Consider the following 13,289-nt stretch of genomic DNA (forward strand, 5'->3'; position numbering starts at 1 on the left):
TCCCCGGCGGTGAGCTACTCCAGCCCTACCGTCACGGTCGGCGCGTTGAAGTGAGCACCCTTGAGGTTCACCAGCTCAAGGGTGACATCGCGCAGCTCAATGTGGTCCATGATTACATCGGGCACCTCCGCATCGGGGACGGGGTGCGGCTCTGGAACACCGAGCTTGTCCAACACGGCATTGATATCGTCGCGGCTTAAATCGATATCCGCCCGGGGTGCAGAAACCTTACCCACCGCCGGGGTGGCCTTAAGCTCGGTAGCCATAATGGTCACCGGTCCGCCGCGTACCTCGGTGGTGTCCCCTCCCGTGGTCAACATGCCATCGCCGTAGCGGCCAGGCAGCGTGATCCCAAGGTTGTCGATGTCGAGGTTCTCGCCCTTCAGCTCCAGGACCCGCACATCACCGCTGGCGGTGGGGAAAGTACCCAAGGACACGGTGACATTCTTCGTCAGCGTCACCGTATCCGCGAAGACGGTACTGAAGTACGGAACCGCCGGGGCATCTTGCGCATTAACCCGTTCGGAACCGCTCACACCACCCACCGCCAGCGCGCAGGTCAGTACGGCCAAGCAGCTACGCGCCGCCCGCGGCATCGCCCTCATCATTGCTCTGCTGCTTCCTTGGTGCGGCGCTTTTTCTCACCTGGCTGCCACGCAAAGGTAAAGGCCCCGCCAATGATGCCGAGCAGGGAGCCGATGATGAAGCCGCCCAAATTGGACGTCGGCAAGGCAATAATGGCCACAATGATGCCCAGCACGCCGACATAATTCGAGGTTGCCGGCTGAAACCACGCGCCAAGGCCGAACATCGCCAGCAATACCCCGATAAGCAGCGTAGATACGCCAGAAATAGTGGAGATCATGACTAAAAGGTCAGAGATCCGGATGGTGATATAGGCCGGCGCGGCAATAATGATGCCGGACAAGATGAGCAACAGTCCGGGAAAGAAGGGCCGGCCGTTGCGCCAGCGGCGGAAGCGCTGCCAGGCGCTGGGCTTAGATTCCTCCTCGCCCGTTGCCTCCGCCGCCGGGAGGGTCTGTGTTTCTTCCGTGCTGGACTCAGCAGCCATTATCGGACCCCCTCCTCACCGTCACTCCCACATTCTTGGCAGAAAGGCTCTGTGCACCCACGGAGGTGGCCTTCACATCGTCCGCCTTGAGGGAGACCTGCTTGGAGTACAGGCCCCACGCGCCAGGATCCGCGGTATCGCTCAGCTGATTCGCATCGATACCCACGTTGACATCCTGCATCACCAAAGAACCATCCACGTCGGTCGCACCGACCAGCAGGCTATCGGACTCCACGCTGCCCTCACCCTCAGCCTTCAGCGCTAGGGTGGCCTCCCCACCTACGCCGGGCACCTTGGGAACCGTCACGGAAAGGCAGAGATCAGAGACCTTGGCATGGTCCAGCTTGATGCGCGCGACAGGAAGGTGCTCTTCGGCCTTTTGATCATCATCAACAAAAAGCGAAAAGCCCTCTCCATCCAAGTGCCCCATGGTGATCTTGAAGAAGCTACCGGAAAGGGCCAGGTTCGCGGTCAAGCCGCCCTGCGCCACGGCGAACCCAGTAACGCCAAAGGCGGCGAGGCCTGCGGTCAAGGCCACCGCGGCCTTGGTGATATTGATTTTGCCCATGGCGGTTTGCCCTTTCTGCGGCGGTCTAAGTCCTCTTCTTGGCGGGTTCGGCCGCGCTGCGGCTTCCAACCCTGGTGGCACTCCGCCGCCGTGCACAGCACGTTTAGGAGAATATGGCGACCGAGTTTCTCATCTTGACAGTGTACAGCCCACCCCGCTGCGATACCGCACTGAATGCAGACTCTGGGATTTCCACCCCTAGGCTTTAAGGTAGATAACAACGTGGAGCATCAGTAATAAAGGAGCACGCATGACCACCGTGTTCGGTTGGATAGCTATAGCCGCATCGATTCCGGTGTGGCTGTACTTTTTCACCCGCGTATGGGCCCTCTTTAAGTTCATCCGCTCGGGCGGACCCACCCAGCTCAAGCGCACCGATAGTCCGGGTAAGCGTTTATGGCGCGTAATTGCGGAGGTCTTTGGCCACTCCCACTTCAAGGGTAAACCGCTGGTCAATGCCGCCCACTGGCTGGTAATGGTGGGCTTCCTCTTTGGCATTTTGGTGTGGTTTGAGGCCTATATCCAAACCTTCGCGCCGGATAAGGGCTGGCCGTGGCTCAGCCACTGGCCGGTCTACCACTTCGTCGAGGAAGTCTTAGGCATCGCGACGGTCCTAGGTATTGGTTTCCTCATCGGCGTGCGCCTCAAACTCGGCGATACTGAGCGGGGCAGCCGCTTCTTCAACTCCCAGACCGCCGCGGCGCGCTGGGTAGAGTTCATTGTCTTTTCTGAGGGACTCGGCATGATCCTGGTGAAGTCCACCAAGATCGCCACCTACGGCGGCGGCTCCGCCTGGGCGGATTTCTTGAGCGTCCACCTTGCCAAGCTCTTCCCTGCATCCCCAGCATTGGTGAGCTTCTTCGCCCTGTTCAAGCTGCTGTCCGGCATGCTGTTTATTGTCTTTATTTCCCGCAATTTCCAGTGGGGCGTGATGTGGCACCGCTTCACCAGCTTCTTCAATATCTTCTTCCAGCGCAACGCCACCGGTGAAAAGGCGCTGCAATCCCTGCCCACCCCGGACTTGGAGGAAGACATCACCCCGGGTAGCTGGAAGATGCTGCTGGATTCCACCTCGTGTACCGAGTGCGGCCGCTGCCAAGAGCTATGCCCGGCGTGGAATACCGAAAAGCCGCTGAGCCCCAAAAAGTTCATGATGGACCTGCGCCAGGGCGCACTGGATAACTACAATCCGCACGAGGGCCTGGATGTGCTGTCCATGGCCGGAGTCATCGATGATGACGTGCTGTGGTCTTGTACTAACTGCGGTGCCTGCGTGGATCAGTGCCCAACCGATATTGAGCACATCGACCACATCGCGGATCTGCGCCGCTTCAAGGTACTTGCGGAATCGGACTTCCCTTCCGAGCTCACCGGCCTGTTTAAGAATATGGAAAACAAGGGCAATCCATGGGGCCGGAATAATTCTGAGCGCCGCGCCTGGATCGATGAGGCCCGCGCCGATGGCATCGACGTCCCCATCATTGGTGAGGACGAGGCCGATTTCTCCGATATGGAATACCTGCTCTGGGTGGGCTGTGCTGGCGCTTATGATGACGATGGCCGCCGCACCACTCGTGCCGTAGTAGACCTTCTGCATACCGCAGGCGTGAAGTTTGGCGTGCTCTCCACGGGTGAGACCTGTACGGGTGATCCTGCCCGCCGCGCCGGCAACGAGTTCCTTTTCCAGATGATGGCGCAGCAAAACGTTGAAACCCTCAACAACGCCTTCGACGGGGTCCCGGAGGGCCAGCGCAAGATCATCACCACCTGCCCGCACTGCTTTAACACGATCCGCAATGAGTACCCGGACTTTGACGGGCACTTCGACGTCTTCCACCACACCCAGCTGCTCAACCGGCTGGTCCGCGAAGGCTTGCTCAAGCCGGTGCCACGCACACCGGAGAACCGCAAGCCCATTACCTACCACGATCCTTGCTTCCTCGCCCGCCACAATAAGGTCTTCGATCCTCCACGCGAGCTGCTCGAGGCCACCGGCGTGGAGCTGCGCGAGATGGACAAGAACCGCGACGAGGCCTTCTGCTGTGGCGCCGGCGGCGCCCGCATGTTCATGGAGGAAAAGCTCGGCACCCGCATTAATGACTTTCGCACCGAGCAGGCCCTCGAGACCGGCGCGGAAGAAATTGCCACCGGCTGTCCCTTCTGCAATGTCATGATGACCGGCGGCGTGAAGTCCTTGGCGCAGGATTCCACCCCCACCACCAAGGTCAATGACGTGGCGGTTATGCTGCGCAATTCCATCTCCCTCGACGAGTCCGGCACCCTGCCGGAGCCCCACCCCAAGGCGTTCCTGGCTACCCCGGTGCGCCACCAAAAGTCCGCGGGCACCACTGACGCCCCGCTTGCCGACGCCCCCACTTCCGCCACCCACACCCCGACCGAATCGGCACAAGTTCCGGCCGCATCGGCCGCACCCGCAGCGCCGTCTGCATCGCAGGCTCCTCAAGCGCCGAAGGCTCCCGCGGCACCAAGTGCACCCACCCCTCCAAGTGCTCCGGCAGCACCTGCACCACAGGCACCCGCGGCACCAACTTCGCCACAAGCTCCCCAAGCACCGGCAGCGCCCGTCGCACCAGCTGCTCCCGCAGCACCGAGCGCACCCACCCCTCCAAGTGCCCCGACAGCACCTGCACCAAAGGCACCAGCCGCGCCGACCTCTCCTAGCGCGCCCGCAACGCCTGCAGCACCTGCAGCACCGAAACCGCCAGAGGCCCCTGCTGCGCCCACGCCGCCAAAGGCTGAGCCGCCAGCCGCACCGGCCCCGCCAGCACCGCCGGCGGCTCCGGCACCACCGGCGTCGGAAAGCGTGCCAAAGCCACCTGAATCTGAGTAGGCGCGCAGGGGCATTGGTGCGTACGCTGTAGTCCATGCATTTTAATGCGGGACTCCCCACCGATGCCCTGCTGCTGGCGGCAGGCGCAACTGAAAATACAAATTCCCTCGTCTCTTTCGCTTGGATTATGGCCGCGGCTCTACTCGCGCCGCTGGTCTCTTATATGTTGGGCTACCGCCTGCCGTCGGTGGCCCTCTTGTTGATTTTCGGCATGATTATTGGCCCTTCCGTACTCGACCTCGCCGCCGAGGACGAAGGCATCGAAATGCTCAAGGAACTCGGCGTGGGCGCGTTGTTCCTCCTCGCGGGTTTTGAGATTCAAATCTCTACGCTCAAAACCAAAGAAGCCGGAACGGCCCTATCTACCTGGATTATCTGCGCCCTCGCCTGTGGCGTGGGCGCCTACTTCTTGGTGGATAACGTGCCAGGTGCCATCGTCGTTGCCTTGGCGCTGACTTCAACGGCGCTGGGCACGCTCACGCCGATGCTGAAACAGGACCGCATTCTGGGCACCAAGGTGGGCAACTCCGTGATGATTCACGGTGCCATTGGTGAGGTCGCCCCCATTACCGCCATGGCGCTGTTGCTGGGTACTCGTTCCACACTGACGACGATGATCATTTTGTTGTTCTTCATCATCATCGCCGTTGCCGTCGCCGTCATGCCAGCGGCCATCGCCTCGACCATCCCTTGGGTAAAGGCCGCCTTTATCTCCGGTGCGGGCTCCACCAACCAAACGATTTTGCGTCTTATCATCCTGATTCTGGCCATCCTCATGGCCGTAACCGCAGTCTTTGAGCTCGATATCGTGCTCGGCGCCTTTGCCGCTGGCATTATTTTGAACCGCATCATCCCGGATGAATTCCACCGCCGCCTGGAGCACCGCCTCGATGTGGTGTTTTATTCGATGCTTATCCCGGTCTTCTTTGTGGTCTCCGGCATGAGCATTAGCTGGGATACCATCGCTCATAATCCGTGGAAGGTACTGGGCATTCCAGCTCTCATTTTGGTGACCCGTGGCCTGCCCGTCTTCTTGCGCGAAAATGTTGGGCATACCGGATCTGATATTGAAACCTTCCGCCAGCGCCTCCAGGTAGGTTTGTATTCCGCCACCGGTCTGCCAATCATCGTGGCGGTAACGTCCCTGGCGGTCAATTCCGGAATCATGGAAGCGGAAAATGCCTCCATCTTTGTCTCTGGCGGCGCACTTACCGTCGCCCTCTTCCCATTCCTCGCCAGCCTGGTGGGCGGCAAGAAGCAGCCTGAAAAGAAGGATGAGGAATCTTCCGCCGCTGAAACTAAGGACCTATAGGCAGCGTTCGCTAAGAGCACGCCCCTAGCAGGGAGGAAATTTCCTAAACTGGGATGCGTGAGTAATAACTTTGGTTCTTCCCCTATCAATCGGACCATGCGCCTGTCCGATTCCGAGCGCAACGATGCCATCAATGACCTCGCCCGCGCCGTGGGTGAAGGCCGGTTAACCATGGAGGAGTTCGAGGACCGCTCGGACGACGTCATGCGCGCTAGCACCCACCAAGACCTCGTGCCCGTCTTTCAAGACATTCCGGCGCGTGGTTCCCACGAGGTCAAGGTCTATTCCCGCGGTGAGGTCACGCGCGCCCATAATGCGGGCAAGAAGCCAAAGTTTGCGACCGCTCTGTCCGGCTCGGTGCTGCTTGCCGTTGCCAGCCCAACGCTTATCGTGATGAGCGCGACCTTGAGCAGCCCATGGCTTTTGCTCGGGGGCGCGGTAGCAGCCGCGCTCATCCCTATCCTGTGGATTCTGCTCTACGTTGCCAAGGTGGGCCCTTCCTCGTGGCACGCCCCATCCGTGCGCCAAATTGAAAAGGAGCAATTGCGTGAGATTCGCGCGCTCACGGCGCATGAGCGCGCACAGCAAAAAATGATCGAAGAAAAGATGTGGGCCGATCGCCGCATGCAAGCCGGCGAAATTACCGGACAGGCCATGGATCTGGCCAAGCGGAAGTTCAGCGAGTGGAATAAAAAATAGTCATCGCCGGTGTTGAAGCATTTTGTGTAGCTGTGAATCGTGGCACAATATTTCCATGACTTCTCCCAAACACCGCATCTTTGACCAGTCCGACAAACTCAAGGGCGTCGCGTATGACATCCGCGGCGAGGTCTCTGCGGAAGCGGAACGCATGGAGCTCGATGGCCACACCATCTTGAAACTCAACACCGGTAACCCGGCCGTCTTTGGCTTCGAAGCACCCGATGTCATCATGCGCGATATGATCGCTGCCCTGCCTACTTCCCAGGGTTATTCCACCTCCAAGGGAATCATTCCTGCCCGCCGATCCATCGTTACCCGCTACGAGCTGGAGGACTTCCCGCCCTTCGATATCAACGATGTCTTCTTGGGCAATGGCGTCTCCGAGCTCATCAGCATGACCACCCAAGCGCTGCTCAATAACGGCGATGAGGTTCTCATCCCGGCACCGGATTATCCATTGTGGACCGCAGCTACGTCCCTGGCAGGTGGCACCCCAGTGCACTACCTGTGTGATGAGGACGATGATTGGAATCCATCCATCGAGGACATCGAGTCCAAGATTACGGATAAAACCAAGGCCATCGTGGTCATTAACCCGAATAACCCAACGGGTGCGGTCTACTCGCGCGAAGTGCTGCAGAAGATCGTCAATATCGCCCGCGAGCATAACCTGCTCATTTTGGCCGATGAGATCTATGACCGCATTCTTTATGACGGCGCGCAGCACATCTCCATCGCTTCGCTAGCCCCTGACCTTCTCACTATCACGTTCAATGGCTTATCCAAGGCCTATCGCGTGTGTGGCTACCGTGCCGGCTGGATGGTACTTACCGGCCCTAAGCACCACGCCCGTGGCTTCATCGAAGGCCTTGAGCTTCTGGCCGGAACACGCCTGTGCCCGAACGTACCGGCGCAGCACGCTATCCAGGTGGCGTTGGGTGGGCGGCAGTCTATCTTTGAGCTCACTGGTACCGGCGGGCGTCTTTTGCGCCAGCGCAATATCGCCTACGAGAAGCTCAATGAGATTCCCGGCGTTTCCGCGGTAAAGCCTATGGGCTCGCTCTACCTCTTCCCGCGCCTGGATCCGAATGTGTATGAAATCCATGATGATGCCAAACTCATGCTGGATATTTTGAAGGCGGAAAAGATCCTCATGGTGCAGGGAACCGGCTTCAACTGGCCGAACCCAGATCACTTCCGCGTGGTCACGCTGCCGTGGGCATCCCAGATTGAAAACGCCATTGAGCGCCTAGGTAACTTCCTTGTGAGCTACAAACAGTAATTTTCTTCCCGCCAGTTGCTAATGATAGTGATAATCCGTCACAATAAGGTGCATGGGAAGACATTCTGCGGCAATCAAGTCCCAGCCGGCTTCCGCCCTGTGGAGCCGGCTTTTTACTTCGATAGCTCAAAATCATTGGCGGATAGGCCTTCTTGGCGCGCTCGCCGCAGCGCTCATAGCTACCGTTGCCGGCTTGGTAATACTTTGGCCCAACAGCCCTGCCAATGAGCACACGTCCGCGGAATTTCAGCAAACCTATACGCTCAATCACCCACAGGTAGAGGGCACGGTAGATACGGCTGACCATTCGGCTTGTCAATCAGAACAAACGGGACAGGTCTTTGACACTCCTCCCCTTATCCCCGGCACGGAAGAGATATATTGCGATCGCGCACTAGTTAAAATCACCTCTGGCGAAGACGCAGGGCACATGACCCAGCTGGTCACCTATGGCAAAGCTGGCGATCCGCAGTTGGAAACCGGCGACAAGATAGTCTTATCCAAGGCTACTGACCCGTCTGGGGCGGTTACCTATGCTTTTGCGGATTATCAGCGCACCGGCAGCCTAATCTTGTGGGCGGTAATCGTTGCCATCATCGTAATTGTTTTCGGCGCATGGCAGGGGGTACGCGCCATCATCGGCTTGGCGATTAGCCTTGGCGTAGTCTTTGCGTTCCTTTTGCCTGCGCTTATCGAGGCCCATAGTCCCCTCTGGACCGCCCTCGTTTCCTGCGCCGCAATCATCTTGGTCGCCGTACCACTCGTGCACGGGGCAAATTGGAAAGCAGCTTCAGCGGTAGGTGGGTCGCTGCTAGCTCTCATTATCGCGGCATTCCTCGCCTGGGCCACGATCGATACCTCGCAGTTGCAGGGCTACAGCTCCGAAGACAACCTAAAGCTCTTGCTCTATATGCCGGGCATTTCCATCCTTGGAGTGCTACTGTGCGGTTTCGTTGTCGGCTCCCTTGGCAGCCTTGCCGATGTCGCCGTGGGCCAAGCCTCCACAGTCACCGAGCTCCACGAAGCCGACCCAGACGCGCGCCCAAGAGAACTCTTTCTTTCTGCAATGAAGGTAGGCCGGGATCACATTGCCTCGATGATCTACACACTCATCCTCACCTATACCGGCGCCACGCTTCCGCTCCTTTTACTCATTACCGCAGCGCAGCGCCCCGCCAGCCAGATGCTCACCAGCGATCTCGTCGCCACCGAGTTGCTTCGCTCCGGTGTGGGTGCGATGGCTCTAATCCTCGCAGTGCCGATAACCACACTTATCGCAGCGTTTACGATTCCGCATAGCCGTGTAGCCGCCTAAACATGAACTGGCTTAGGCACAAGCGAGAGGGCCGAGCAATGTTCCTCACTGCTCAGCCCTCCGTATCGCCTTTTGGCATAACCCTAGTTAAAGGGTGCGGCCCAAAGCCTCGACCTTCCAGCCGGCCTGCTGCCAGTCTGCGACAGGCAGCACATTGCGGCCATCGATAATGTGCTTATTGTCCACAAGCTGGCCCGCCTGCTGCGGATCCAATTCTTTGAACTGCTTCCACTCGGTTGCCAGAATAACTAGCTCAGCCTCGCGCAGGGCATTGTCAGTGTCCGCGGCGTAATCCAAGGTGGGGAATACCTTCTTCGCGTTGTCCATGCCTTCTGGGTCATAGACGGTTACTGCCGCGCCAGCCAGCGACAGGGAACCGGCTACGGCAAGGGCGGGCGAATCGCGCACGTCATCGGAATTCGGCTTAAACGCGCAACCCAATACGGTCACGCGGTGGCCAAGCAGGGAGCCATTGAAGGCTTCCTTGGCAAGGTCCACCACGCGGTCACGGCGGCGCATATTGATAGCATCCACCTCACGCAGGAAGGTCAGCGCCTGGTCGGCGCCAAGCTCGCCAGCGCGGGCCATGAAGGCGCGAATGTCCTTGGGCAGGCAACCGCCACCAAAGCCGAGGCCGGCGCCAAGGAACTTGCGGCCGATGCGTTCGTCGAGCCCAATGGCGTCGGCAAGAGCGGTAACGTCCGCGCCTGCAATCTCGCAGATCTCAGAAACGGCGTTGATAAAGGAAATCTTGGTGGCTAGGAACGCATTAGCGGAGACCTTGACCAGCTCGGCGGTCTGCCAATCCGTCACGATGAATGGGGTGTCCTGCGATAGCGGCTGAGCATAAACCTCGCGCGCTACCTCTTCGGCACGGCTTTCGCCTTCGCGCACACCGAGAACGATGCGGTCTGGGGTGATGGTGTCCTTGACGGCGTAGCCCTCACGCAGGAACTCCGGGTTCCAGGCGATTTCCACGGTGGTGCCTTCTGGGGCAAGCTCATTGGCTAGCTCTTGGAGCTCCGCCGCGGTTCCCACCGGAACGGTGGACTTACCAAAGATGATGTGATCGCCCTTGAGCTTGGGCACCAGATCCGTGATGACAGCCTTCACGTAGGTCATATCGGCCGCATAGGAACCGCGGCGTTGCGGGGTGCCTACACCCAAAAAGTGCAGGTTGCCGAACGCGGCTGCTTCTTCATAGTCCGTGCTGAAGTCGAGGCGGCCGGCCTCGATATTGCGCTCAAGCACCTCCGGCAGGCCCGGTTCAAAGAACGGAACCTTGCCCGATTTAAGAGCGGAAATTTTATTGTCATCTACGTCCACGCCTAGTACTTCATGGCCGAGCTCGGCCATGCAGGCAGCATGGGTTGCACCCAAGTATCCGGTGCCGATTACAGTCATACGCATAAAGCCCCATATTAGAGGCTTTATGTGAATGCCGGTTTAAGCCTATCGAAAATTCAGGTAAGACTTCGATGGCGTCGGGCCGCGCTGGCCCTGGTACTTCGAGCCCAGCGAGCCGGTGCCATATGGGCTTTCCGCTGGTGAAGTCATCTTAAAGATAGCCAGCTGACCCACCTTCATGCCCGGCCACAGGGCGATAGGCAGGTTGGCGGTATTAGAAAGCTCGAGCGTGATGTGGCCGGAAAAACCTGGGTCAATAAAGCCCGCGGTGGAGTGGGTCAACAATCCCAGGCGGCCGAGGGAAGACTTGCCCTCCAAGCGACCGGCCAAGTCCGCCGGCAAGGTGAATTTTTCCAGCGTGGCGCCGAGCACGAACTCGCCTGGGTGCAGGATGAAGGACTGATCTTCTTCTACTTCCACCAAGGTGGTGAGATCCGGCATTTCCTCTTTGGGGTCAATATGCGTGTACCGCGAGTTATTGAAGACTCGGAAATACTTATCTAGGCGCACGTCCACGGACGAGGGCTGGATAAGTTCGCTGTCGAAGGGCTCGATGCCCAATTCGTCGGCGTCAATGGCGGCACGGATATCACGATCTGAAAGAAGCACGGCCCCAATTCTACTCATGCTAAAGGCCGCGGTGTATAGTAGGCCGGAGCGCACAAACGCGCAGTGCCGACGTAGTTTAATGGTAGAACTGCAGCTTCCCAAGCTGCTAGCGCGGGTTCGATTCCCGTCGTCGGCTCCAATTTCGGGGGAAAATTTCTTGCTAGTCAGTGGCGCTTAGCCACTGGGCCAGTTCTTTTTGTGCCCGTTCTACCCCGCCTGGATAGTGTGCTTCCAACTCTGCGGCTGCCGGTTCGAAGAATTTCTCTGTGAGCGCGGCTAGATCGCGCTCAGGAACAGTGCCGCGGATGTCATCTAGCGGGGCGCGGAACGTCATTCCACAATCGGTGCGGCGCTGATATCCGCGCCAGTCTTCGCTGTAGATGCGAAGCTCTGCCCCACGCAGGTTGGACTCAATGACCACGTTACCGAATATGAGTGTGGTAAGGGTTCGCTCTTGCATGGCGCCGAGTCTACTAGCCGCAGCGGACGATGGGCTGAGGGTCGTAGACCGTGGTGGTGGTCTCGCGGGAAAGCTCCTTGCCGCCTAGATCCTTGATGATGCGGGTATCGGACGTCGTAAAGCCTGGCGCACCAGAGGAAGGCGAGCAGTCGCTGCCGGGCACGGACATAGGTTGTGGGTCGGTCTTAGCCCAGCGGCCGTTGTTCACAGACTCGACGTCGACGGTCTTGGTGCCCTTCAGGCGCACGGTGATCTTGCCGCCACCAAAGTCGGTCTCAATGCGGACCGGGGTATTGAAGGTATTGGTGAACTGCAGGTCGATGGCGCCCTCGTACACGGTAGCCTCGCGGCCGGCTGGGTAGCGGGAAATGTAGTACGAGTGCGGGGTGTGGGCGGTGTCTTCCATGCCCGCAAAATAGGCAGCGTTGTACAAGGTGGTGGCGAACTGGGAGATGCCGCCGCCCACGGCGGAGCCGGAGTGGCCATCGATAATGATGCCGGACTCAACGTAGCCTTGCGCCGTGCCGCGAGGGCCCGTGTGGCCGTTGAGGGAGAAGGTCTCACCCGGGTTGACCACGGCGCCGTTGACCTGCTGGGCCACCAGCTCGATATTCTTGCCGGAGGCAGCGGAGTAGCCCTCGGTGGTGAACTCGCCCACGGTGTCGTTGAAGGTCGCCTTCTTGGCATCGTCGGTGGTGAACTCTGCCGGGTCCGGCTTGTAAGTAGCATCCCACTCGCGGTCATCGCCGGTCACGCGCTTGTCAAAGTCCTTCATGGTCGGCTCCCAGTCGATGATCTCGCCGTCTTCGGACGGGGTGATCTGCTTGTCGTTGCCGTTGAAGGAAATCTTGGCATTTACGCCGGGGACATCGGCGCCCTCGGAGCGCTCGGCCAACAGCTCCTGCGCGCGGTTGGTATCCACGGCGAGCTTGAGCTTACCGTCCTTCTTTTCAATGCTGGTGAACTGGGAGATTTCCGGCTTATTCAGGGTAGCGGTGACATTATTCTTGGCCTTCAAGGTAATGGGGTTATCCAGCGCCTTGGCGGCATCGCCGGTGCGCATGGCCTCGATGGCCGCATCATTGATGGCTGGCTCTACCTCTTCTGGGTCCACGTCTACGCCCTCGGAATCGAGCCAATTATCCGTAACTGCATTGTGCAGGGTGCCGGCATCCACGGTTTGGCCGAGCTTGGGGTCCGTGACCTTGAGCTCACCATTGTTGAGCTCCAACATGCCATCGACTGGATCGGTGGAGAGATCCTTCTTCACGCGGTCCAAGGCCGGCTGAAGTTGGACCTCGTCCACGTTGGTTTCTACCGGAATATCCCGGGTGGGGCGGAAGAAGCTATACAGGCGGGTAAAAGGATTGAGGGAAGGTTCTTCAATATTGTCTACGGCGCGCTGGTTATCCAGGGCAAGGCCCGATTCGGAGGGAACGAGTTCCGTGTGGAGGTCGCCGGAGGTAACGCTCACGGGCTCGGTTTCTACGCCCGCGAGCTCATCTTCGAGCTTCTCCACGGCGGCGGTGCGATCCATGGCGGAAATATCCACGCCGTTGACGGAAACGGCGCGCGGAATCTTGTCCTGGTTTGCTGCGACATCCCAGGCATAAGCAATGCCCGCGATCAGGACAAGGCCGACCAATGCGCCGAGCGCGATGAGCCAGCCTTTAGCACCATTTTTTCCTTCTGCCTTTTTCACGCCTTAAAG

12 protein-coding genes and 1 tRNA gene are annotated in these 13,289 nt (G+C 59.1%); 6 read left to right on the forward strand and 7 right to left on the reverse strand.

Features of this window, described 5'->3' with window-relative positions; translation table 11 throughout:
• Window positions 1-14: 14 nt before the first annotated feature.
• Genes QP324_RS05465 through QP324_RS05475 form a run of 3 tightly spaced genes read right to left on the reverse strand, consistent with a single transcriptional unit; the run spans window position 15 to window position 1,640 of the window.
• A complete protein-coding gene (locus QP324_RS05465) occupies window positions 15-608 on the reverse strand; it encodes a hypothetical protein (RefSeq protein ID WP_284814939.1) in 594 nt (197 codons plus the stop codon).
• Window positions 605-1,072 (reverse strand): DUF6114 domain-containing protein, encoded by a 468-nt coding sequence (locus QP324_RS05470; protein ID WP_284814940.1) that lies wholly within the window; start codon window positions 1,070-1,072, stop codon window positions 605-607. The genes QP324_RS05465 and QP324_RS05470 overlap by 4 nt, the downstream gene beginning before the upstream one ends.
• Window positions 1,062-1,640 (reverse strand): DUF6230 family protein, encoded by a 579-nt coding sequence (locus QP324_RS05475; protein ID WP_284814942.1) that lies wholly within the window; start codon window positions 1,638-1,640, stop codon window positions 1,062-1,064. The genes QP324_RS05470 and QP324_RS05475 overlap by 11 nt, the downstream gene beginning before the upstream one ends.
• 250 nt (window positions 1,641-1,890) lie before the next feature.
• On the opposite strand from QP324_RS05475, the gene QP324_RS05480 reads away from it, so the two are divergent.
• Genes QP324_RS05480 through QP324_RS05500 form a run of 5 tightly spaced genes read left to right on the forward strand, consistent with a single transcriptional unit; the run spans window position 1,891 to window position 9,102 of the window.
• Entirely contained in the window at window positions 1,891-4,491 is a 2,601-nt protein-coding gene (locus QP324_RS05480) for a (Fe-S)-binding protein (protein ID WP_284814943.1), read from the forward strand.
• Between the two features lie 34 nt (window positions 4,492-4,525).
• Window positions 4,526-5,803, forward strand: a complete 1,278-nt coding sequence (locus QP324_RS05485; protein ID WP_284814944.1) for a cation:proton antiporter — start codon at window positions 4,526-4,528, stop codon at window positions 5,801-5,803.
• A gap of 57 nt (window positions 5,804-5,860) precedes the next feature.
• Window positions 5,861-6,502: a DUF1707 domain-containing protein gene (locus QP324_RS05490; protein ID WP_284814945.1), complete on the forward strand. Its 642-nt coding sequence runs from the start codon at window positions 5,861-5,863 to the stop codon at window positions 6,500-6,502.
• 55 nt (window positions 6,503-6,557) lie between these two features.
• Window positions 6,558-7,787, forward strand: coding sequence for a pyridoxal phosphate-dependent aminotransferase (locus QP324_RS05495; RefSeq protein ID WP_049378968.1), 1,230 nt, complete (start codon window positions 6,558-6,560; stop codon window positions 7,785-7,787).
• A 52-nt stretch (window positions 7,788-7,839) separates the two neighbouring features.
• Complete coding sequence (locus QP324_RS05500) at window positions 7,840-9,102, forward strand: YibE/F family protein (RefSeq protein WP_239274233.1); 1,263 nt, start codon at window positions 7,840-7,842, stop codon at window positions 9,100-9,102.
• Between the two features lie 87 nt (window positions 9,103-9,189).
• Here QP324_RS05500 and QP324_RS05505 read toward each other — a convergent pair whose 3' ends face one another.
• Both QP324_RS05505 and dcd read right to left on the reverse strand, forming a co-directional pair.
• A complete protein-coding gene (locus QP324_RS05505; protein ID WP_284814949.1) occupies window positions 9,190-10,512 on the reverse strand; it encodes a UDP-glucose/GDP-mannose dehydrogenase family protein in 1,323 nt (440 codons plus the stop codon).
• Window positions 10,513-10,554: 42 nt separating this feature from the next.
• Window positions 10,555-11,118, reverse strand: coding sequence for a dCTP deaminase (gene dcd / locus QP324_RS05510; protein ID WP_284814950.1), 564 nt, complete (start codon window positions 11,116-11,118; stop codon window positions 10,555-10,557).
• A gap of 65 nt (window positions 11,119-11,183) precedes the next feature.
• On the opposite strand from dcd, the gene QP324_RS05515 reads away from it, so the two are divergent.
• Window positions 11,184-11,257, forward strand: a tRNA-Gly gene (locus QP324_RS05515).
• A 21-nt stretch (window positions 11,258-11,278) separates the two neighbouring features.
• Here QP324_RS05515 and QP324_RS05520 read toward each other — a convergent pair.
• Both QP324_RS05520 and QP324_RS05525 read right to left on the reverse strand, forming a co-directional pair.
• Window positions 11,279-11,578 (reverse strand): hypothetical protein, encoded by a 300-nt coding sequence (locus QP324_RS05520; protein WP_204610817.1) that lies wholly within the window; start codon window positions 11,576-11,578, stop codon window positions 11,279-11,281.
• A gap of 13 nt (window positions 11,579-11,591) precedes the next feature.
• Window positions 11,592-13,280, reverse strand: a complete 1,689-nt coding sequence (locus QP324_RS05525; protein ID WP_284814952.1) for a VanW family protein — start codon at window positions 13,278-13,280, stop codon at window positions 11,592-11,594.
• Window positions 13,281-13,289: the final 9 nt, after the last annotated feature.

Source organism: Corynebacterium sp. UMB0012, assembly GCF_030216265.1.
Classification (GTDB): domain Bacteria; phylum Actinomycetota; class Actinomycetes; order Mycobacteriales; family Mycobacteriaceae; genus Corynebacterium.

What these genes read in the sequence shown, in the direction of transcription:
- QP324_RS05465 (WP_284814939.1), bottom strand. Translation starts at nt 608, where the DNA reads ATGATGAGGGCGATGCCGCGGGCGGCGCGTAGCTGCTTGGCCGTACTG.
- QP324_RS05470 (WP_284814940.1), bottom strand. Translation starts at nt 1,072, where the DNA reads ATGGCTGCTGAGTCCAGCACGGAAGAAACACAGACCCTCCCGGCGGCG.
- QP324_RS05475 (WP_284814942.1), bottom strand. Translation starts at nt 1,640, where the DNA reads ATGGGCAAAATCAATATCACCAAGGCCGCGGTGGCCTTGACCGCAGGC.
- QP324_RS05480 (WP_284814943.1), top strand. Translation starts at nt 1,891, where the DNA reads ATGACCACCGTGTTCGGTTGGATAGCTATAGCCGCATCGATTCCGGTG.
- QP324_RS05485 (WP_284814944.1), top strand. Translation starts at nt 4,526, where the DNA reads ATGCATTTTAATGCGGGACTCCCCACCGATGCCCTGCTGCTGGCGGCA.
- QP324_RS05495 (WP_049378968.1), top strand. Translation starts at nt 6,558, where the DNA reads ATGACTTCTCCCAAACACCGCATCTTTGACCAGTCCGACAAACTCAAG.
- QP324_RS05500 (WP_239274233.1), top strand. Translation starts at nt 7,840, where the DNA reads ATGGGAAGACATTCTGCGGCAATCAAGTCCCAGCCGGCTTCCGCCCTG.
- QP324_RS05505 (WP_284814949.1), bottom strand. Translation starts at nt 10,512, where the DNA reads ATGCGTATGACTGTAATCGGCACCGGATACTTGGGTGCAACCCATGCT.
- QP324_RS05520 (WP_204610817.1), bottom strand. Translation starts at nt 11,578, where the DNA reads ATGCAAGAGCGAACCCTTACCACACTCATATTCGGTAACGTGGTCATT.